The 21,197-nt window shown below is 62.7% G+C and carries 19 protein-coding genes; 11 read left to right on the top strand and 8 right to left on the bottom strand.

The genetic code is table 11. The annotated features are described in order from the left end of the window. Positions 1–9: 9 nt before the first annotated feature. A complete protein-coding gene (locus J4G43_RS35935; protein ID WP_166099871.1) occupies positions 10–774 on the top strand; it encodes a metallophosphoesterase in 765 nt (254 codons plus the stop codon). Between the two features lie 183 nt (positions 775–957). Here J4G43_RS35935 and dusA read toward each other — a convergent pair whose 3' ends face one another. Then, positions 958–1,905, bottom strand: coding sequence for a tRNA dihydrouridine(20/20a) synthase DusA (gene dusA / locus J4G43_RS35930; protein WP_038957476.1), 948 nt, complete (start codon positions 1,903–1,905; stop codon positions 958–960). A gap of 219 nt (positions 1,906–2,124) precedes the next feature. Here dusA and J4G43_RS35925 point away from each other — a divergent pair, with 219 nt between their 5' ends. After that, positions 2,125–3,213 carry a tyrosine-type recombinase/integrase gene (locus J4G43_RS35925; RefSeq protein ID WP_208087811.1) on the top strand — a complete coding sequence of 363 codons (1,089 nt, stop codon included), beginning with the start codon at positions 2,125–2,127 and terminating at the stop codon, positions 3,211–3,213. A 195-nt stretch (positions 3,214–3,408) separates the two neighbouring features. After that, a complete protein-coding gene (locus tag J4G43_RS35920; protein WP_208087810.1) occupies positions 3,409–3,561 on the top strand; it encodes a hypothetical protein in 153 nt (50 codons plus the stop codon). Positions 3,562–3,893: 332 nt separating this feature from the next. Here J4G43_RS35920 and J4G43_RS35915 read toward each other — a convergent pair whose 3' ends face one another. From J4G43_RS35915 to J4G43_RS35905, 3 genes are all read right to left on the bottom strand, one after another. After that, positions 3,894–4,322: a GlcG/HbpS family heme-binding protein gene (locus J4G43_RS35915; protein WP_038957479.1), complete on the bottom strand. Its 429-nt coding sequence runs from the start codon at positions 4,320–4,322 to the stop codon at positions 3,894–3,896. Then, positions 4,315–7,290 carry an FAD-binding and (Fe-S)-binding domain-containing protein gene (locus J4G43_RS35910; protein WP_208087809.1) on the bottom strand — a complete coding sequence of 992 codons (2,976 nt, stop codon included), beginning with the start codon at positions 7,288–7,290 and terminating at the stop codon, positions 4,315–4,317. Before J4G43_RS35910 ends, J4G43_RS35915 begins: the two co-directional genes overlap by 8 nt. Before the next feature lie 104 nt (positions 7,291–7,394). Next, positions 7,395–8,132: a GntR family transcriptional regulator gene (locus tag J4G43_RS35905; protein ID WP_208089503.1), complete on the bottom strand. Its 738-nt coding sequence runs from the start codon at positions 8,130–8,132 to the stop codon at positions 7,395–7,397. A 131-nt stretch (positions 8,133–8,263) separates the two neighbouring features. Between J4G43_RS35905 and J4G43_RS35900 the strand changes: the two genes are divergently transcribed. The 4 genes from J4G43_RS35900 (at position 8,264) to J4G43_RS35885 (ending at position 12,957) form a co-directional block, all read left to right on the top strand. Beyond that, positions 8,264–9,466 (top strand): pyridoxal-phosphate-dependent aminotransferase family protein, encoded by a 1,203-nt coding sequence (locus tag J4G43_RS35900; protein ID WP_208087808.1) that lies wholly within the window; start codon positions 8,264–8,266, stop codon positions 9,464–9,466. Between the two features lie 52 nt (positions 9,467–9,518). Beyond that, positions 9,519–10,802: an MFS transporter gene (locus J4G43_RS35895; RefSeq protein WP_208087807.1), complete on the top strand. Its 1,284-nt coding sequence runs from the start codon at positions 9,519–9,521 to the stop codon at positions 10,800–10,802. Between the two features lie 116 nt (positions 10,803–10,918). Next, positions 10,919–12,118 carry a pyridoxal-phosphate-dependent aminotransferase family protein gene (locus J4G43_RS35890; protein WP_166099835.1) on the top strand — a complete coding sequence of 400 codons (1,200 nt, stop codon included), beginning with the start codon at positions 10,919–10,921 and terminating at the stop codon, positions 12,116–12,118. 41 nt (positions 12,119–12,159) lie between these two features. Next, a complete protein-coding gene (locus tag J4G43_RS35885; RefSeq protein WP_166099830.1) occupies positions 12,160–12,957 on the top strand; it encodes an enoyl-CoA hydratase/isomerase family protein in 798 nt (265 codons plus the stop codon). An 83-nt stretch (positions 12,958–13,040) separates the two neighbouring features. Here J4G43_RS35885 and J4G43_RS35880 read toward each other — a convergent pair whose 3' ends face one another. Next, the gene (locus J4G43_RS35880; protein WP_080584039.1) at positions 13,041–13,652 is read right to left on the bottom strand and encodes a prepilin peptidase; all 612 of its coding nucleotides are present in this window, start codon (positions 13,650–13,652) and stop codon (positions 13,041–13,043) included. A gap of 421 nt (positions 13,653–14,073) precedes the next feature. On the opposite strand from J4G43_RS35880, the gene J4G43_RS35875 reads away from it, so the two are divergent. From J4G43_RS35875 to J4G43_RS35865, 3 genes are all read left to right on the top strand, one after another. Then, entirely contained in the window at positions 14,074–15,048 is a 975-nt protein-coding gene (locus J4G43_RS35875; RefSeq protein ID WP_208089502.1) for a Bug family tripartite tricarboxylate transporter substrate binding protein, read from the top strand. A gap of 206 nt (positions 15,049–15,254) precedes the next feature. Beyond that, on the top strand, positions 15,255–15,797 hold the full coding sequence (locus tag J4G43_RS35870; protein WP_038957486.1) for a tripartite tricarboxylate transporter TctB family protein: 543 nt from the start codon (positions 15,255–15,257) through the stop codon (positions 15,795–15,797). Between the two features lie 9 nt (positions 15,798–15,806). Next, positions 15,807–17,321, top strand: coding sequence for a tripartite tricarboxylate transporter permease (locus J4G43_RS35865; RefSeq protein ID WP_208087806.1), 1,515 nt, complete (start codon positions 15,807–15,809; stop codon positions 17,319–17,321). 218 nt (positions 17,322–17,539) lie between these two features. Here J4G43_RS35865 and J4G43_RS35860 read toward each other — a convergent pair whose 3' ends face one another. Next, entirely contained in the window at positions 17,540–17,779 is a 240-nt protein-coding gene (locus tag J4G43_RS35860) for a hypothetical protein (RefSeq protein WP_225005310.1), read from the bottom strand. A 1,257-nt stretch (positions 17,780–19,036) separates the two neighbouring features. Between J4G43_RS35860 and J4G43_RS35855 the strand changes: the two genes are divergently transcribed. After that, positions 19,037–19,345 (top strand): hypothetical protein, encoded by a 309-nt coding sequence (locus tag J4G43_RS35855; protein ID WP_225005309.1) that lies wholly within the window; start codon positions 19,037–19,039, stop codon positions 19,343–19,345. 52 nt (positions 19,346–19,397) lie between these two features. On the opposite strand, the gene J4G43_RS35850 is transcribed toward J4G43_RS35855, so the two are convergent. Together J4G43_RS35850 and J4G43_RS35845 are read right to left on the bottom strand one after the other, a co-directional pair. Beyond that, positions 19,398–20,591, bottom strand: coding sequence for a CaiB/BaiF CoA transferase family protein (locus J4G43_RS35850; protein ID WP_208087804.1), 1,194 nt, complete (start codon positions 20,589–20,591; stop codon positions 19,398–19,400). 130 nt (positions 20,592–20,721) lie between these two features. Then, on the bottom strand, positions 20,722–21,030 hold the full coding sequence (locus J4G43_RS35845; protein WP_038957490.1) for a hypothetical protein: 309 nt from the start codon (positions 21,028–21,030) through the stop codon (positions 20,722–20,724). Positions 21,031–21,197 lie beyond the last annotated feature (167 nt).

Below are 21,197 nucleotides of genomic sequence, written 5' to 3'. Positions count from 1 at the left end.
GCATGAACCATGCGTTTGTGGGTCATGAGTGATCTCCATGTTATATTGACCCGTGGTTGGGATCTTGCGCCGCCGGCGGAGCGGCCAGAGTTCCACGTGTTGATTATGGCAGGCGAACTGATCCCGCGTGCCGAGCGTGGCGTCCGTTGGCTTGAGGAGCGTGTGCCGGATAAGCCGGCCATTTACGTGCTGGGCAACCATGAGGCTTACGGGGCGGACGAGGCTCGGACAGTAGAGAAGGCTATGGACGCCGCCCGAGGCACAAAGATCTACGTGCTTCAAAATTGCGCGATCCCTTTTGGCCGTAACGTTCGCAGGAGCGACGTTGTGGACCGACTTCATGCTGCGGGGCGACATGTACGCGCAATGGCGATCGCGGACAAGCGAATGAACGACTTCAAGAAGATCCGGACCGACCGCCACAAGCGACCTTTTCGTCCGGCAAATGCGCTGTTCCGTCACCGGCAATCGCGAGCGTTTCTAGAGGCTGAAATGGGTAAGTCGAGGGGCGACCGCAAGTTGGTGATTGTCACCCATCACGCGCCGGTGCCGGATGCCCAACACTCTCGCGACTACGCGCAACTAACGGACGAAGAGATTTTAGCTGCAGCGTACCGTAGTGACTTGACGGCGCTCATGGGGCCCCAGTCGATTGAGAGGAAAGAAAACGCTGCGGCTGGCAGATGCTTGGATCTTCGGCCATACCCACGAATGCTTCGAAAAAACTTTGGCATGACGAGGGTCGTCTCTAACGCCAAGGGCCGCGGTCCATAGCTGCAGACGCAGCGCGCATGGGAAAATCCGACTTTTGATCCAAATTTCGTAGTCGAGATCCAAAGGGGAATAATTTGACAGCGTCAACCCGCAAGCACATCGGGCTTTCACCACGGTTATACTGTCTCTGCGATTTCAGTATAACCGGCGCACTGCTATTGCTTGGGCGAATGAAAGGCCAACTTAGGCTGCCTGTCGCTGGGAAATCTTGGCGATCGCGTCTTCTAATACCCGGACGTCAGCTCCGGGCCGCGTCCCGTTTTCCGCTAAATGTCGGCGGAAGGCGCGTGCGCCGGGCACAGCGTGAAATGCCCCGACGAAATGTCGCGTGATAGCATGCAGCCGTGTGCCCCGCGCGAGTTGTCGCTCGATATAGGGCATCATCGCCTCGAGCGCGTCTTGCATGGTCGCATGCGGCGCCACCTCGCCGAAAATGTCTTGATCGACGGAGAGAAGCCGCCACGGCTCTTGATACGCGGCACGGCCGAGCATCACGCCGTCGACATGCGCAAGATGCGCTTTCGCTTCGTCAATGCCTGGGATGCCGCCATTGATGATGACCGGCACATCCGACATCGTGCGCTTGAGGCGGTAGACGCGATCATAGTCGAGCGGCGGGATGTCGCGGTTTTCTTTGGGCGACAGGCCGTCGAGCCAGGCCTTTCTGGCATGCACGGTCAGGGTATCGCAGCCGGAAGCGACGACGGCGCGCGCCAATTTATCCAGCGCGACTTCCGGATCCTGGTCATCGATGCCTATGCGGCATTTCACCGTGACGGGCACTTTGACCACGCGTTTCATCGCCTCGACGCAAACCGCCACAAGCTCTGGCTGCGCCATCAGGCAGGCGCCGAAGCGGCCGTCCTTCACGCGATCGGAGGGACAGCCCACATTGAGATTGATTTCGTCATACCCAAAATCCTCGCCAATCCGGGCGGCCTGCGCGAGGTCGCGCGGATCCGAGCCACCGAGTTGAAGCGCCACTGGATGCTCGATCGCGTCGAACCCGAGCAGCCGCTCTCGATCGCCGTGAATGATGGCGCCGGTGGTCAGCATCTCCGTATAAAGCAGCGCCCGCCGGGTCAGGTGACGATGGAACACCCGGCAATGCCGGTCGGTCCAATCCATCATCGGAGCCACAGAAAAGCGATAGGGAGCGGATTGCAACTTATGGCCCAACAAGGATGAAAGAACGCTTCGTGATCTCGTTGGAGATAACCCGGGGCCTGCGGAATTACAACCCAGCTCGCCTACGCGAGCGGCCCGTGCGGACATCTCTAGTGCGGACAAAGGGTTGCGAATTGATGTGCGGAGGACGCGATTTTTGTAACGGCAGCTGCGGGGACGATCATGGCGACACTTATTAGGCTCCCTTCGAGCAACTGGCGCATTCAAGTCCGTCGAAAGGGACAGTACGCCACGAGAACCTTTCGCAAAAAGGAAGACGCGGAGACCTGGGGTTTAGCCCTGGAACGTGAAATCGATCTTACCGCAAAGGCACCATCCGATTGGGACAAGCGAACGTTGGAAGAGCTTATTGATCTCTACCTTCAGGACATGCTGGAAGTTGGGAAGAAGGTTGGGAGAACCAGACAGCTCTTCCTCGAAAGCATTCGGCCCACTTTGGGTAAACTGAAGCTTTCAGAACTCACGCGAGCAAACTTCGTTGAATATGGTCGTTCGCGAGCAAAGGGGGGAGCTTCGGCAAGTACGGTTCAGTTCAACTTCTCCGATATAAGCGCAATCCTGACCTATGCTGAGGCCGTGCACGGCGCGCCGCTGCGTCACGACGAGTTTGACTTAGCTCGCGTAGCCCTAAAGAAGCTCGGTCTGATGAGAAAAAGTCGAGCAAGAACGCGGCGTCCCACCGTTGAAGAGATTCAGCGTTTGATCGAATTCTTCGCAGCCAGTCCACGCCAGTACATCCCCATGGATCGCATTATTCCGTTCGCAATTGCTACGGCGATGCGCGAAGGCGAAATCTTCCGAATCGAATGGGCTGATGTTGATATGAGAAAGCGCTTGATCAAGATCAGAGCCCGCAAGGCCCCCCAGGATCAAGACGACAATGACCAAGTTATACCGATGCTGAACGCGACAGGCTTTGACGCTTGGCAGCTAGTTCTCGAGCAGAGGATTGTGACCCGAGGCAAAGGGCGGGTTTTTCCTTATCGAGCAACCAGCGCAGGCGCCGCCTTTGCCAGGGCGTGCCAGGTTCTTCACATCGAGGACCTACGATTTCACGATCTGCGCCGCGAAGCGGCAACACGACTCTTCGAAGCTGGATTGCCGATCGAAAGGGTTGCGCTTGTCACAGGTCACAAGGATTGGGAAACGCTAAGACGGTACACTCGTCTTAAGCCCGAGGATCTCGTGAAATTGCAGCCACCGGCGGAACTGTCGGTTGCGGATTATATAGATCAGTTGATGGATCCGTAAAAATGGCGGCGCACGGCAATCGGGTTGCTTCAGAGATAGTGCCAAGTTTGCGCAGCGAGATCTACCAGCGCGCACTCTACGTTGAGCCCCAAGGTGATTTCATCGAAATGGTTCTCATACGAATGGACGCTATCGAAGAGGCAGTCGTGGCGTGGGACAAGACTGCGAGACAACGGACGAAACGACAAAAGGTGGGTGAAAAATCTCGACTGGAATAGTGAGCTTACGGGCCGGCCATCTTTGAACCTGATCGTTCAGATCGCGGCGGCGATTTACGTCTTAATCCGCGGCTTTGAATGCGCTCTTTTAGTTCTGTGCATGCCGCTGCCTTATCTGCCGGCCGGCTGATGACCATTCAACAGATGAGCAGTTTGCCGCGCGTCGTCTGGCTCGATATTTACTGCTCTAGCAATGATTAGTGGTCACAAAATCCCGCATAGATGGCGGCGAGAACCACGTTGCGCGGCTAAACCTCCACAATAACATTGTGGGCTCGAGCGAGGAGCGGAATTTCTGAGAGAGGCCGGCCTTTACTGGCACGCCTAGAAGGCGGTCGGGCCGCCTGCAGCTTGGCGGTAAGTTGTTAATTCCCGTTTCATGCTTCAAACAGGATGACATCAGCCGCCGGCGAACTTTCAGCATCGACGCACGTTTTTGCTTTGCCTCGCCGCGGACGAGCGCTATCCAGCGTTTGCCTTCAACCCCGCCGCCTGGATTCCCGCGACCGCACAAGCCTCATCATTGTCGGAGGTGTCGCCAGACACGCCGACGGCACCGAGCAGCGTCGCGCCATCCATGATCAGCACGCCGCCGGGGACCGGCACGAGCGCGCCCTTGGCGATGGTGTTCACGGAATCGATGAAATAGGCCTGCTCCTGCGCACGCTGGAACAAGGCGCGCGAGCCCATGCCCATGGCGAGCGCACCATAGGCCTTGCCGTGAGCGATCTCGGCGCGCATCAGGCTGGTGCCGTCCTGCGCCGCGGCGATCTTGAGCACGCCGCGTGCGTCTAGGATGGTGACGACCAGCGGCTTGAGCTTCAGCTCGGTGGATTTTGCGAAGGCGGCGTCGAGGATCTTGCGGGCGGTGTCGAGCGAGAGGTCAGCCATGGCTGGTTTCCTTTTTAGGGTGAGAAGTGGAATTTGCTCCGGCGCGGTCGAGGCTCATCGCCAGCACGCGCGCGACGTGAAGCGCTTCGCGCTGGGCGCCGTCGTGGATCTGATGCCGGCAGGAGGTGCCGTCGGCAACGACGAGTGTAGCTTGGTCGGCGCGCCGCACCGCGGGCAACAGCGACAGCTCAGCCATCTCGATCGAGGCATCATAGGTGTCAGCGCCGTAACCGAACGCGCCGGCCATGCCGCAGCAGCTCGATTCGATGGTCTCGACCTTCAGGCCTGGAATGAGGCGCAGCACCTGCTCGACCGGCTTGAAGGCGCCGAAGGATTTTTGGTGGCAATGGCCGTGCACGACGGCTTTGTCGGCGACGGTGCCGAGCGGCAGTTGCAGCCTTCCGGCCTCCGCTTCGCGCACCAAAAATTCCTCGAAAGTCAGCGCGTGGGCGCCGACCGCCCTGGCATCGTTGTCCTTGCGCAGTGAGGTGAGCTCGTCGCGCAGCGTCAGCAGACAGCTCGGCTCGAGGCCGACGATCGGCACGCCGCGGGCGGCAAAGGGCGCGAACGCCGCCACGAGGCGGTCGAGCTCGGCCCTGGCTTCGTCGACGAGACCGGCTGAGAGGAATGTACGGCCGCAGCAGAGCGGGCGGCTGCCGCTCGCCGGCTTGGGCAGATGCACGCGATAACCGCCCGCGGCGAGCACGCGGAGCGCGGCGTCGAAATTTTCGCGCTCGTAGATGCGATTGAAAGTGTCCGTGAACAACACGACTTCACGGCCGGTCTCCGGCCCGACCGCTTCCGCGGGCGGCACGAACACGTCGCTGCGGAAGGCGGGCAGGGCACGGCGCGCGCTGATGCCGGCAAAGCGCTCGAACAGCTTTCGCAGCAACGGGCTGCGGTTGCGCAAATTGGCGAGTGGCGCGAAGCGCGACGCGAGACCGGCATAGCGCGGGAGGTAGCCGACCAGGCGGTCACGCAGGGTCAGGCCATGGGACGCGGCGCGGGCGGCGAGCACCTCGATCTTCATCTTGGCCATGTCGACGCCGGTCGGGCATTCGTGGCGGCAGGCCTTGCAGGAGACGCAGAGCTTTAGGGTCTCCATCATCTCGTCGGAGGTCAACGCATCGGGACCAAGCTGACCTGAGATGGCGAGCCGCAAGCTGTTGGCGCGCCCGCGGGTGACGTCCTTCTCGTTGCGCGTCGCGCGATAGGATGGGCACATCACGCCGCCCTCGAGCTTGCGGCAGGCGCCGTTGTTGTTGCACATCTCTACCGCGCCCTGGAATCCGCCGCCGGCGCCGGGATAGGCGGACCAATCCAGCATCGTCTTCAACTCGTTGACGCGGTAGTCGGGTTTGAAGCGGAACAGCGAGCGATCGTCCATCCGGGGCGCATCGACGATCTTGCCGGGATTGAGGACGCCCTCGGGATCGAAGCGGCTCTTCACCTCCCTGAAGTCGGCGACGAGACGCTCGCCGAACATGGTTTCGTGGAATTCGGAGCGCACCAGGCCATCGCCATGCTCGCCGGAATGCGAGCCCTTGTACTCGCGCACCAGCGCGAAGGCTTCCTCGGCGATCGCGCGCATCGCCTTGACGTCCTTCTCCAGTTTCAGGTTCAGCACGGGCCGTACGTGCAGGCAGCCCTCGGAGGCATGCGCATACATCGTGCCGCTGGTGCCGTGCTTTGCGAAAACCTCGCTCAAGCGCGCGGTGTAGTCGGCCAGGTGCGGCAGCGGCACGGCGCAGTCCTCGACGAACGAGACCGGCTTGCCCTCCTGCTTCATCGACATCATGACGTTGAGGCCGGCGGCGCGGAAATCGGCGATGCCACTTTGCGGCGCGGGCTCGGTGATCTCGACCACGCCGCCCCATTTACGCTTGTCGTTATTCCAGCCGAAGCCGAGATCGCCCATCAATTCGCCGAGTTGCTTGAGGCGCACCAGATTGTCGGCCTGGTCCTCTTCGGCGAATTCGACCACCAGAACGGCATCCGGATCGCCCTTGATGGCGGCGGAGATGATCGGCCTGAACATCGCGATGTCGCGGCCGAGCGCGAGCATGGTGCGGTCGACCAGCTCGACCGCGATTGGCTTGAGCTTGACCAGGTGCTGGGCGGCGTCCATCGCCTCGTGGAAACTGCCGAAATGGCAGATGCCGAGCGCCTTGTTGCGGATCACAGGCCACAACTTCAGCTCGACCTTGGTGGTGAAGGCGAGGGTGCCTTCGGAGCCGACCAGGAGATGCGCCATGTTGTTGCGCGCATTGCGCGGCGTCAGCGCATCGAGATTGTAGCCGCCGACACGGCGCTGCACCTTGGGAAAGCGCGCGGCGATCTCGTCGGCCTCGCGGGCGCCGAGATCGAGCATGTCGCGGAACAGGGCGCGCGCGCCGTCGTTCGCATCGAGATCGGAGAGATCGCGCGACACCTCGCCGTACCGGCCCAGCGTGCCGTCGGCGAGCGCCGCCTCCATCGACAGCGTGTTGTCGCGCATGGTGCCGTAGCGAAGCGAGCGGCCACCGCAGGAATTGTTGCCGGCCATGCCGCCGATCGTGGCGCGCGAGGCCGTGGAGACGTCGACTGGAAACCACAGGCCGTGCTTCTTGAGCTGACGGTTGAGGTCGTCGAGCACGATGCCGGGCTCGACCACGCAGGTGCGGCCCGCGACGTCGAGCGAGAGGATGCGGTTGAGGTGCTTCGAGAGATCGACCACGAGGCCGTCATTGACGGTCTGGCCGCATTGCGAGGTGCCGCCGCCGCGCGGGGTGACCTTGATGCCCTCGTCGCGGGCAATCGCCAGCGCTTTGAGGGCCTCGTCCATGGTCCTGGGCACGACCACGCCGGCCGGCACGATCTGGTAGAACGAGGCGTCGGTGGCATAGCGGCCGCGGCTGAAGCCGTCGAACAGGACGTCGCCGGTCATTTCCGCGCGCAGGCGCCGTTCGAGCGAGGAGGCGTTTGTCATCCCTGGTCCCGGATTGACCCAGCGAGGCCCAGCCTTGCTGAGTTATTCATTATTTCACACGACCGATTATATTATGAATTCAAAATGAGCAAGTCGGTCGCCCCTCAGGGCGAGGCCGGTGCGTCCTCTTGGGGCTCGGTCAGGTGCTCGATCGCGGCCGCCCGCTTGTTGCGCAGGTGCTGGAACAGGATGTCGCTGAGCTCGCTGGCGGCGCGGCGGCGCAGCGCGTCGAGGATGGTCTCGTGCTCGCGCATTGCTTCCGCCCAGCGCTGCCGCTTGCGGGCGAAGTTGGCGGAGTAACGGACCCGGCGGATGCGGCCTGCGAAGTTGGCGTAGGCGGTCTTCAGGGTCTCGTTGCGCGCGGCCGCGACGATGCTTTCGTGGATGCGCTGGTTGGTCTGGAAATAGCCGTGCATGTCGCGATGCAGATAGTGCCCGTACATCTCGTAATGCAGCTGCTCGATCGCGGTGATTTCTTCATCCGTAATGGCCTCGCAGGCGAGGCGCCCGGCAAGGCTCTCCAGCCCCGCCATCACGTCGAACAGCTCCTCGAGGTCGCGCTGGCTGAGTTGGCGGACGCGCGCGCCGCGGTTGGGCAGAAGCTCGATCAGGCCCTCGGAGGCGAGCACTTTCAGGGCCTCGCGCAGTGGCGTGCGGGAGATCCCGAGCATCGCGCAGAGCTGCCGCTCGGGGACGCGCGCGCCGTCGGGAATATTGCCCTCGACCACGTAGTCGCGCAGCCGCAGCAGGATCTCGCCGTGAAGCGAGGGCTCCTGGCGGTCGCCGCCGTTCGCGGCTGGTGGGGCGATCGGAACCCCGGTGTCGGGAATCGTGGATTTCATTGCAGCACAATAGTTTGCCTGTTTGATCGCGTCGATGTTCACAATCAAATACCAAAATTCGATTGAAAAGACAAAAAATGAATGCAAAATAGTTCCGAAGCCGGCGAGAGCCCGCCGACAGGGAGGTTTTCATGCACCAGGGACGCCATTTCCTTCAGATTCCCGGCCCGAGCCCGGTCCCCGAGCGCGTCCTGCGCGCCATGGACATGCCGGTCATCGACCACCGGAGCGCGGAATTCGGCGAGCTCGGCCGCGCCGTGCTCGAAGGCAGCCAGAAGATTTTCCAAACGGCGGGTCCGGTCGTGATCTTCCCCTCGTCGGGGACGGGCGCCTGGGAGGCCGCGATCGTCAACACGCTGTCGCCAGGCGATAAGGTGCTGATGGTCGAGACCGGCCATTTCGCCACCCTGTGGCAGCAGATGGCGGGGCGGCTCGGCATCGAGGTCGACTTCGTGCCCGGCGACTGGCGCCGCGGCGCCGATCCCGCATTGATCGAGGCGAAGCTCACCGAGGACAAGGCGCGCGCGATCAAGGCCGTCATGGTCGTGCACAACGAGACCTCGACCGGCGCGACCAGCCGCATCGCCGAGATCCGCGCCGCGATCGACCGCACCTCGCATCCGGCGCTGCTGATGGTCGACACCATCTCCTCGCTCGGCTCGGTCGACTACCGCCACGACGAGTGGAAGGTCGATGTCAGCGTGAGCTGCTCGCAGAAGGGTTTCATGCTGCCGCCCGGTCTCGGCTTCAATGCGATCTCGGAGAAGGCCCGCGCTGCTGCGAAGACCAACAAGATGCCGCGCTCCTATTTCGACTGGGAGGAGATGCTCAAGCCCAACGCCAACGGCTTCTTCCCCTACACGCCGGCGACCAATCTGCTCTACGGCCTGCGCGAGGCGATCGCGATGCTGCTCGAAGAGGGGCTCGACAACGTGTTCGCGCGCCATCAGCGGCTGGCTGCCGCGACGCGTGCCGCCGTCAGTCACTGGGGCCTCGAGATCCTCTGCCAGGAGCCCTCGGAGTTCTCGCCGGTGCTGACCGCGGTGCTGATGCCGCCCGGCCATGATGCCGATCAGTTCCGCCAGATCGTGCTCGACAATTACAACATGTCGCTCGGCTCCGGGCTCTCGAAGGTAGCCGGAAAAGTCTTCCGCATTGGCCATCTCGGCGAATGCAACGCGCTGACGCTGCTCGGCGCGCTGACCGGCGTGGAGATGGGCCTGTCGGTTGCGGGCGTGCCGCATCGCTCCGGCGGTGTCGACGCCGCGATGAAGCTGCTGGAGCAGCGCCCGCAGGGCAATGCCTCGCCGCATCTGAAAGTGGTCGGCACCTAGGTCGCGCGGGACACGCAAGGCCAATCATAAAAAACAGTCAGGGAGGGTGGAGATGGGAATTCGGTTCAAGGCCACGCATGTCGTCTTGGCGATGCTCTGCGCGATGTATTTCATCACCTATGTCGACCGGGTGAACATCGGCACCGCCGCGAGCGAGATCCAGAAGGAGCTGGGTCTGTCGAACACCCAGCTTGGCCTCGTCTTCTCCGCCTTCGCCTATCCCTATCTGCTGTTTCAGGTGATCGGCGGCTGGGTCGGCGATCGCTTCGGGCCGCGCAAGACGTTGTTCTGGTGCGGCATGATCTGGGCGGCGGCGACCATCTCGACCGGCTTCGTCAACGGCCTTGCCGCACTGTTCGTCGCGCGTTTCGCGCTCGGCTTCGGCGAGGGCGCGACCTTTCCGACGGCAACGCGCGCGATGCAATACTGGACGCCCGCGAACCGCCGCGGTTTTGCGCAGGGACTGACCCATTCCTTCGCCCGGCTCGGCAATGCCGTGACGCCACCGGTGGTGGCGTTGCTGATCCTCTGGCTGACCTGGCGCGGCGCGTTCGTCGTGCTCGGTCTCGTCAGCCTGGTCTGGGGCGTCGTCTGGGTCTGGTACTTCCGCAACGAGCCGAAGGAGCACGCCTCCATCACCGAGGCCGAGCTCGCCGCACTGCCGCCGCGCCCGACCGGCGAGCGGCCGCGCGTGCCGTGGGGGCCGTTGCTCGGCCGCATGTGGCCAGTGACGCTGACCTATTTCTGCTACGGCTGGTGCCTGTGGCTCTATCTCAACTGGCTGCCGCTGTTCTTCAAGAACAACTACAATCTCGATATCAAGAACTCGGCGCTGTTCGCCTCCGGCGTGTTCTTCGCCGGCGTGGTCGGCGACAGCGTCGGCGGCGTGCTCTCGGACAAGATCCTCGACCGCACCGGCAATGTCCGCCTGGCGCGGCTGAGCGTCACCGTTGCGGGATTTACCGGGGCGCTGCTTTCGCTGTTTCCGATCCTGTTCGTCCACGACATCACGGTCGTCGCGCTGTGCCTGTCGGCCGGCTTCTTCTGCGCCGAGCTGGTGATCGGCCCGATGTGGTCGATCCCGATGGACATCGCCCCGAAATATTCCGGCACCGCCTCGGGACTCATGAATACCGGCTCGGCCTTCGCCGCCATCGTCTCCCCGCTCGTTGCCGGCTTCGTGATCGATGCGACCGGTAACTGGTACCTGCCGTTCCTGATGTCGATGGGGCTGCTGCTGCTCGGTGGCTTCTCCGCCTTCCTGATGCATCCGGAGCGCGCGTTTACGGAGGCCGAGGGGCGCCTGCCGGTCGGAAAGGTGGTGGCCGCGGAGTAGGGGCGGCGGAGGCCCGCCGCTTATGCATGGGAGGCGTCTTAAGGAGAGGGGACAAGCCGGTCAAATGGTGCTATTCGGCGCCCATCAAAACCAAGGCTAGACCGGGAAGGACGCCGATGACCGTGCACACTGGAAGGCATTTCTTACAGATTCCAGGACCGACCAACGTGCCCGACCGGGTGCTGCGGGCGATGGACATGCCGACGCTGGACCATCGCGGTCCGGAGTTCGCCGAGCTCGGTTTTGCGGTCCTCGCCTCGATGCAGCGGGTGTTCCGCACCCAGCAGCCCGTGATCATCTTCCCCTCGTCCGGCACCGGTGCCTGGGAAGCGGCGATGGTCAACGTGTTCGCCCCGGGCGACAAGGTTTTGATGTGCGAGACCGGCCAATTCGCCGTGCTGTGGCGCGGCATCGCCGACAAGTTCAAGCTCGACGTCGACTTCATCCCGAGCGACTGGCGTCATGGCGCCGACCTCGCCGAGATCGAGAAGCGCCTTAGCGCCGACAAGCAGCGCACGATCAAGGCGGTCTGCGTCGTTCACAACGAGACCTCGACCGGCTGCGTGACGCCGCCGCTCGAGGTGCGCAAGCTGCTCGACCGCGTCAAGCATCCGGCCCTCCTGATGGTCGACACCATCTCCGGCCTCGGCTCGATGGAATACGAGCACGATGCCTGGGGCATCGACGTCTCGGTCGCCGGCTCGCAGAAAGGCCTGATGCTGCCTCCGGGCCTCGGCTTCAATGCCGTCTCGGAAAATGCGCTCGCGGTGGCGAAGGCCAACCCCGGCATGCGCTCCTACTGGGACTGGCAGGAGGTCATCTCCTTCAACAAGCTCGGCACCTTCCCCTATACGCCCGCGACCAATCTGCTCTACGGCCTGCGTGAAGCGGTCAAGATGCTGGAAGAGGAGGGGCTGGAGAATGTCTGGACCCGCCACAAGCGCCACAGCGCCGCGACGCGCGCCGCGGTCAAGGTCTGGGGCCTGGAGACACAGTGCGCCGATCCCGCCGCACACTCGCCGGCGCTGACCGGCGTGCGCGTGCCCGATGGACACGACGCCGACGCCTTCCGCAAGGTGGTGCTCGAGAACTTCGACATGTCGCTCGGCACGGGCCTGAACAAGGTCAAGGGCAAGGTGTTCCGCATCGGCCATATCGGCCATTTCAACGACCTGATGCTGATGGGCACACTCGCCGGCGTCGAGATGGGCCTGGATCTCGCAAAGATTCCGCACCGGAGCGGCGGCGTATTGGCGGCCATGGACGTCCTGAAGGGACGCGACGCGGTGCCGATGGCCAAGGCTCAGGTGGCCTAAAGGCTCAGGTGGCCTGAACTAACCCAGAAAGTGAGCGCGCGATGAACGCACCGACGACGACCAACGAAGACCTGCTCTACTCCGTCACGGACGGCATCGCGCGGATCACCTTCAACCGCCCCCAGGCGCGCAACGCAATGACCTTCGCCATGTATGACCGCATGGCGGAGATCTGCCAGGAGATCAACGCCGATCGCTCGATCAAGGCGCTGATCCTGACCGGCGCCGGCGACAAGGCGTTCGCCTCCGGCACCGACATTTCTCAGTTCCGTGCGTTTAAGACCGCGCAGGACGCGCTCGACTACGAGGCCCGGATCGACCGCGTGCTCGGCACGCTCGAGCAGTGCCGCGTGCCCGTGATCGCGGCGATCGCGGGAGCCTGCACCGGCGGCGGCGCCGGCATCGCGGCCTGCTGCGACCTCCGCATCGGCACCGAAACCACGCGCATCGGCTTTCCGATCGCACGCACGCTCGGCAACTGCCTGTCGATGTCGAACATCAGCCGCGTCGTCTCGCTGGTGGGACCTGCGCGCACCAAGGATCTGATCTTCAAGGCGCGCCTCGTCGAGGCGCAGGAAGCGCTGTCGCTCGGCCTGCTCAACGAGGTTGTGCCCGACGTCGAGACGCTGCAGCGCCGTGCCGACGAGACCGCCAAGCTCGTCGCAAGCCATGCGCCGCTCACGCTTGAAGCGACCAAGGAGGCCGTGCGCCGCATCCGCCGGACGCTGTCGCGCGAAGAGGGCGAGGACCTGATCCTTAAGGCCTATATGAGCGAAGATTTCCGCGAGGGCATGGATGCCTTCCTCAACAAGCGTACACCGAGCTGGAAGGGCAAGTAGCGCGCAACACTACGTCTCCGCGTCTCGATCGCTCAACTCGCGGCCACGGGACCGCCGAGGCACCGACCTTGCAAGCGACGAGGTCAACCCGGCCAGAAATAGCCCCAGCGCAAAAGTAATTGTTCGCTCAGCCAGCCGATCCAAATAGCGGGCGCCATAAAAAGTCCGAACGGCAGGAATGCCGTACCTCGCAGCGACCGCCGTCGCACGACAGCATTGGCGGTGTAGACGGCAATCGCCGAAAGTGCCGCCAATTCGATCACCGCGGCCGCCGTTGGGAGTTCGAGCCAGGCACCGGCAACTGCGGCAAGCTTTACGTCCCCAAGTCCCAATCCGTTCCGGCCGCGCCAGTGGCGGTAGAACAACAAGAGAAGAAGCAACGGCAGACTTACCGCTGAGGCGCGAAAGACCAGCCACAGCATGGATGATGCACTCGCATTGAATAAGATTGATCCGCGTAACAAAGCAATTCCGAAAGCCGCGGCGGTCAGCTCGTTTGGAATGAGGTAGTGGCGGGCGTCGTTGCAGGCGATGCCGAGCATTAGGGCGGCGAGGTATGCACCTAACAGCCCATCCGCGCCCGGCGCGATCATGAGGCTTGTGACAACGAACGCGAATACGACAACAGCGAATACCAAAGTGCTTAGACCTACCTCTGATTTTCCTCCGGTGGAATTTCGATTGAAATAGACCATAGGCTCTCGGCATCTGCGAAATGAGGAAACGCGCCCGTTGTTCACTGAAGCGACTGGAGACCAGTGATCATATCGGTTGCATCCGGCGTGCTGGCCCATCCGCCCGATGATCTCGTAGGCTTTGTGGCACAAAGCTGTGACACATTATCTCTCACCGCCAAACAGCAGGTCATTCCCGAACGATCGTAGGGGGCAACCCGAACTGCAACGTTGATTTGGGGGCTCGCCTTCTATTCCAGTCCCCAGATTTTGGCGGTCGAGCTTGCAATCGATCTCATTCCAAAGTCATAAGCCGAGCGGCGCCGGGCCGGCTTGAACTGGCCGGCATTCGCCCGCACAATGCAATTCGCATTGCTTCGCGAATTGCCAATCCGAACAATAACATAGGCGAAAACTTGGGGAGACGCACGTGGGACATGGAATGAAGGCCGCGGTCGTGCTGGCCGCTGCGCTTTGTGGCGCGCCGGCTTTTGCCGGCTGGGAGCCGACCAAGCCCGTCGAGATCGTGGTGGCCGCCGGCGCGGGCGGCGCCTCCGACCAGATGGCGCGGATGATGCAGGCCGCCATTCAGAAGAACAATCTGATGAAGCAGCCGATCGTCGTCTCGCTCAAGGGCGGCGCCTCGGGCGCGGAAGCGCTGATGTACATGAAGTCCAGCGAAGGCGACCCGAACAAGGTGCTGATCGCCTATTCGCTGATCTACATGCTGCCGCTGTCGGCGAAGATCCCGTTCAACTGGCGCGAGCTGACGCCGGTCTCGGTGATCGCGCTCGACCAGTTCGTGCTGTGGGACAACAGCGCAGGTCCGAAGACGGTGAAGGAATTCGTCGCGGCGGCGAAGGCGGCGAGTTCGCCGTTCAAGATGGGCGGCACCGGCTCCAAGCGCGAGGATCACGTGCTGACCGTCTTCCTCGAGCAGAAAACCGGCGCGAAATTCTCCTATCTGCCCTACAAATCCGGCGGCGAGGCCGCGACCCAGCTCGTCGGCAACCACACCGAATCCAACGTCAACAACCCGAGCGAAAATCTCGAAGTCTGGCGTGCCGGCCAGGTGCGCCCGCTCTGCGTGTTCGACAAGGAGCGCATCTCCTACACTAGCAAGGTGACGGACACGCAATCCTGGGCCGACATCCCGACCTGTAAGGAGGAGGGCGTTGACGTCCAGTATCTGATGCTACGCGCGATGTTCCTGCCCGGCAAGGTCACGCCGGAGCAGCAGGCGTTCTATGTCGATCTGTTCCACAAGGTGACGCAGACCGCGGAATACAAGGACTACATGGAAAAGCAGGCGCTGAAGCCGATCTTCCTCACCGGCAAGGACATGGTGCAATTCCTCGAGGAAGACGACGCCACCAACAAGTCGCTGATGAGGGAAGCCGGATTCGTCGCGAAGTAGCCGTCTCTCTTTGCCCTCCCCCCGTTCTTACGGGGAGAGGGCATGGGTGAGGGGCTTCCCTCCCGGAAGAGAATGGCAGACAGACTCGCGGAGGGTCCCCCTCACCCGGCGCTTCGGCGTTCTAGAAAACGGCCGCGGACGCGGCCTCTGCCTCTCCCCGCAAGCGGGGCGAGGTGACATCACTCCCGGCTTTTGCAAATCAGCTCATGTCCCAAACCGATCTTGAAATCATCGTCGACGATCCGACCGCGCCTGAAGACGGCTCACCCTCCGTCGTCTCCTCGGGCACGATCGAGATATTCGTCTGCCTGCTGTTGCTCGCGTTGGCCGCAACGCTTGGCTATGACAATTGGCGCACCGGCGCGTCCTGGGATTCGACCGGGCCGGAGCCCGGCTATTTCCCGTTCTATCTCTCCGTCATCCTCGGTGGCGGCAGCCTCTATGGCCTGATTGCGGCCTTCGTGGCGCATCGCGCGGCATCCGAAAGCTTCGTCACGCGTGCGCAAGCGCGCCGTGTGATGGCGGTGTTCGTGCCGACGCTGCTGTTCTGCCTGGTGATGCAGTTCCTCGGCCTCTACGTCGCGAGCTTCCTCCTGATCGCGGGCTTCATGCGACTCGTCGGCAAGATCGCGCTGTGGAAGTCGCTGCTCACTGCCTTCCTGTTCACGGCGATCATGTTCGTCACCTTTGACATCGCCTTCGACGTCATCATGCCGAAAGGGCCGCTAGAAGCGGCCTTCGGCTACTAGGCGCTCACGATGGAAGCTTTCGGTCTCTTGCTTCATGGCTTCGCCGTCCTGCTGACGTGGAAGACGCTCGTGCTGATGATGTTCGGGCTGGTGCTCGGCATCTTCGTCGGCGTGCTGCCCGGGCTCGGCGGTCCCAACGGCGTTGCGATCCTGTTGCCGCTCACCTTCACGATGGATCCGACCTCGGCGATCGTGATGCTGTCCTGCATCTACTGGGGCGCGCTGTTCGGCGGCGCCATCACCTCTATCCTGTTCAACATCCCCGGCGAGGCGTGGTCGGTCGCGACCACGTTCGACGGCTATCCGATGGCGCAGCAGGGCAGGGCGGCGGAGGCGCTGACCGCGGCGTTCACGTCCTCCTTCATCGGCTCGCTGGTCGCGGTGCTGCTGATCACCTTCCTCGCGCCGATGATCTCCTCCTTTGCGTTGAAGTTCGGCCCGCCCGAGTTCTTCGCTGTCTATCTGCTGACCTTCTGCTCCTTCGTCGGATTGGGGCGCGAGGCCAAGCACAAGACGGTCATCTCAATGTCGCTCGGTCTTCTGCTCGCGGGCGTCGGCATGGACACGGTGTCGGGCAATCTGCGCATGACCTTCGGCTCGGCCGAGCTCTTGCGCGGCATCAACTTCCTCGTTGCAGTCATCGGCCTGTTCGGCATCAGCGAGATCCTGCTGACGATGGAGGAGCGGCTGGCGCTGCGTGGACACGCCGCGAGCATTTCGCTCCGCGTCGTGCTCAGCGTCTGGAAGGACCTGCCGAAATACTGGGTGACGCTGCTGCGTTCCTCCTTCATCGGGTGCTGGCTCGGCATCACCCCGGGCGGCGCGATCGCGGCCTCCTTCATGGGTTACAACCTCGCAAAGCGCTTTGCCAAGGATCCCGAGAGCTTTGGCAAGGGCCGCATCGAGGGCGTGTTCGCGCCGGAGACCGCGGCGCATGCCTCCGGCACCTCGGCGCTGCTGCCGATGCTGGCGCTCGGCATTCCCGGTTCCGGCACGGCCGCGATCCTGCTCGGCGGGTTGATGGTGTGGGGACTCAATCCGGGTCCGCTGCTGTTCGTGGAGCACAAGGATTTCGTCTGGGGTCTAATCGCCTCGATGTATCTCGGCAATGTCGTCGGCCTCGTGCTGGTGCTGACGACGGTGCCGATCTTCGCCTCGATCCTGCGGGTGCCATTCGCCGCGGTGGCGCCGATGATCGTGGTGTCCTGCGCGATCGGCGCCTTTGCGATCCAGAACGCGATGTTCGACATCTGGCTGATGCTGGGCTTCGGCGTCGTCGGCTACGTTTTCAAGAAGATCGGCATCCCGCTCGCGCCGTTCACCCTCGCGCTCGTGCTCGGCAACCGCGCCGAGGATGCCTTCCGCCTGTCGATGATCGGGGTCGGCGGCAACCTCAAGGTGTTCTGGTCGAACGGCCTGGTTGGCTCGATCACAACCTTGGCGATTGTGCTGTTGTTTTGGCCTGTGATCGACCGCTTGCTGCGCTGCGTCGGGTGGCCGCGGCAGGCGAAGCCTGCCGTGTGAGCCAAGCGGATTGGAAACGCCATCAGTATAGGTGTCGCGTAAGTCCGATAAAGTTCGAAGCCCATGTCGCTGGGTGCAGTTTCGCCCTTGAATCGATCGCGATGTTGGGAATAGTGCATTACATGACTATCACCGCTCGCGAGGGGAGCTTCGTCTACGTCGAGGACTGCCTGATCAACGGCAATTTCGCCTAGCCCGGCACAGGGATGTCGTGAACATTACGATTCGCGATATGGGAGGCAGCGGTCTGCGATTGCAAGCGCGGCGGCGGGCTTGATCAGGGCGACGCTCAGCAATGTCAGGTTGATCAATGCAGCCAACGGTGTCGGCGTCGGTGGCGGCGCCGCCGTTCTCAGCAATTCGGTCGTGTCGAGCAACTCGGTTGCCGGTATTGCCATCTCGGGCGGCGGCATTAACATTGACGCCATGAGGATTTCCTTCAACGCGATCGGCATCAAGCAAGAACGGTCAACCCGTCCAACAATGACCGTTCGTTCAATACCGCTGGCGTGTCGGGCACGGTCAACTCGCATTCGAACAATCGCTTCTCGGATAACGGTGCAGGCGGAACGATCACGCCAATCGGCAGCACAACCAATCCGTCTGGGTTGCAGTAAGAACGATGATCGCAGCGGCTCAGCGATGACGTGAGATGCCAAAGCCCGGCTCGCCGGGGCTTTTGGTGCTTGCGATTTCCTTCACGCTGGCACGATGCAGGTCGTCGTTGCATTGATCCGACTCGATTAGGCCCCTGAGCGAAGCTCACGCGGTTAGCAGCAACCGACCTCGTTCGACATCGTGAGAGCGAAGTTGGCGAAAATTCACTGAGCGCATCCCTGATCTGGAGCTCAGCATCTGCGGTGGTCCTCCTGATCGCGGTGACGATGAGTCGAAAGCCCGGCGCTGACGCCGCACTTTCGGTATTTCATCGTGAAACGGTCAGAGCCCGTGACGCTTCCCACGCTTGTCAGCGACGCTAATCAGCACCAAAATACAATCTTAGATTTTGTTGATCTGTTCTTTTTTGGAGGACGTCATGGCTGTTGAGCATTATCGGGCCCGGAAGGGCAAGGAGATTTCACACGCGGCCGCCGCTGTAGTTGCCGGAGGCTACACGACGAAGTTCGATTCCTGGGCGGGCTGACGCCTAAGCAGAAGGCCGCCTTCAAGCTTGCTGCAGACCGCTGGACACACGCGATCGTTGGCGATCTGCCTGATGTCATTGTCGGCGGCGAGAGGTTCAACAATCGGCGTATCACGGCGCAAGGCACCGACATTTACGGCCCGGGGAGGATTCTCGGTCAGGCGGGACCGAACCGCTTGCGCCCGCAGAATGCCGGAGCGCGGGGTCGCTGCCTGTTCCCGTTGAAAACACGGGCGGGGAGGGGACGGTGGACTCGCATTGGCGCGACACCGTGTTCGGCGCAGAGCTGATGACCGGCTTCGTCAATCAGGGCGGCAATCCGATGAGCCGGGTGACGAAGCTTGCAGGATCTCGGCTATGAGGTGAACATGACGCTGCCCAGCCGTATCAGCTGCCTGATCATCTCCAGATGGCTGAGGCGGGGCTCGTTGCCGCGCATGCTAAAAAGTCAAGAGGCATCGTGCTCCCGCGGATTCCGATCACGTTGCCCGAGGAGAGCATTGGCACCTAAGGCCAACGCTTTGCCAAGCAAGGCTCCTCGGGAATTCAGCGATACAGGATCATGGAGGGCATGAAACGACCGAAAGCGATCGTGCTTCCAGATTCGTCACTGATCCCGTCGGACTGCCTGATCTCGCCGCCGCTCAACCAGTTCACCCACGAGGTGGCGAGATCGCAGCCCTTCTATGCCTCGCAGGGCGCGCCGGGCGACCCACCGACCGGACAGTTCGAGGCGGAGCCAAAGGTCGTGCTGCTCTACCATGACGGCGGAGAGCTTGTCGTGTCGTCGATGCTGCCGGCCGCTATGTCGGCACGCGCTTCGAGCGTTTGCGCGAGATCTAGATGGTTGCGTAAGCCGTCAATGCGCGGTCGATGGTGATCACCGCGGCGATCCGGATGCGAAACGCCGGCTGTTGAGACGCAGCCGTTCTTCACACCACCTTGGCGTTCCGGAGCGTCGCGATCTCGTCTGAACTGAGGCCGAACTCCTTCAAGACCTCGTCGGTGTGCTCGCCGAATTCCGGCGGCCGCGCCACCATCTTGCTCGGCGTGCGCGACAGCGTGACGGGTTGGCCGACCAGGCGGATGTGGCGGTCCTCGTCGTTCGGCACGTCCTGCGCGATGCCGAGATGTTTGACCTGCGCGTCCTCGAACATCTGGTCGATGGCGTAGATTGGTCCGCAGGGCACGCCGGCATCGTTGAACTCGCGGACCCAGGTCTCGGTCGACTTCGTGACCGTGCGCTCCTCGATCTTGGCGTTGAGCGCGTCGCGATTCTTGGAGCGGGCCGGCGCGGTCGCATAGTCGGGATCACTGTAGAGCTCCGGCGCGCCGATCGCCTGCGCGCAACGCTCCCAGATCCGTCCGCCCGTGGTGGCGATGTTGATGTAACCGTCCGAGGTCTTGAACACGCCGGTCGGGATGCTGGTCGGATGGTTGTTGCCGGCCTGCTTGGCGACTTCCTTCTCCATCAGCCAGCGCGCGGCCTGGAAGTCGAGCATGAAAATCTGCGCTTGCAGCAGCGAGGTCTGCACCCACTGGCCCTTGCCGGACACCTCGCGCTCGAGCAGCGCGGTGAGGATGCCCATGGCGCAGAACAAGCCGGCCGTGAGGTCGGCGACGGGAATGCCGACCCTCATCGGCCCTTCGCCCGGCGCGCCCGTGATCGACATCAGCCCACCCATGCCCTGGGCGATCTGATCGAAGCCGGGGCGCTTGTGGTAGGGCCCGTCCTGGCCGAAGCCGGAGATGCTGCCATAGACGATACGCGGATTGATCTCGCGCAGGGTCTCATAGTCGATGTTGAGCTTCTTCTTCACGTCGGGACGGAAATTCTCGACCACGACATCGGCCTTGGCGGCCAAGCGCTTGAACACGGCGAGCCCGCGCTCGTCCTTCAAATTCAGCGTCATCGCCCGCTTGTTGCGGTGCAAATTCTGGAAGTCGGAACCCCGCCGCGGCCCGCCGGGCTGCTCGCCGCCGGCATCCTCGGTCAGCGCGTCGATCTTGACGACGTTGGCGCCCCAGTCCGAAAGCTGCCGCACGCAGGTGGGTCCGGACCGGACACGGGTCAGATCGAGCACGGTGAAGCGCGACAGGGCTTCCGAGGCATGCGGAAAGGGCATCTTGAGAGGCTCCAGGACAGATTGCGGGGATACCATAGTGCTGAAACATCATGCGACAAGTCTGGGCCTGCGCGGATGCCGCCTGTCGAAATGCAATGCCTGACGCGGCTTGCTGCGCTGCACGAAGGGGTCAGCGCGACAGGCGCTTCAGCTCGGCGCGCGCTTGCTCGGACTGCGGATCATCACCGTGCCGCGCAAGGAAGAGCTCGAGCGCCTCCCGCGTTCCCTTCCGGCGGGCGGCTTCGTATTCCTCCGCCACCGCCGCGGAGGGATCGCGGCCCATGGGCATGGAGGGGGTGCCTCCCGCCTTGTCCTTGGCGCTGTCGTCCGCCTTGGCTTTCCCGACCATGACAGGCTGTTCTCCGATGGGCAGACGATCCGGCCCGGCGAGCACCGCCAGGGCACCGATCAGTCCGGCTGACAATGGGCCGAGTTTCATCACTTCCCTTACAAAACATAGTCTCAGGCGGAACCCGCAATCTGTCTTCGGCACCGTATGACTACGGAATTTGATGGCCAGTGCAGCCTTACGGAAGGGGGCCAGGCACGGACACAAGCTTAAGACAAACGTTTACCCCCGGAGCTAGAATCAGCCGCCAGTGCCCG

The sequence above is a fragment of the Bradyrhizobium barranii subsp. barranii genome, assembly GCF_017565645.3.
GTDB classification, from domain to species: Bacteria; Pseudomonadota; Alphaproteobacteria; order Rhizobiales; family Xanthobacteraceae; genus Bradyrhizobium; species Bradyrhizobium barranii.
The sequence above is the reverse complement of the archived record's forward strand: the minus strand, read 5'-3'. Positions and strand labels throughout refer to the sequence as shown.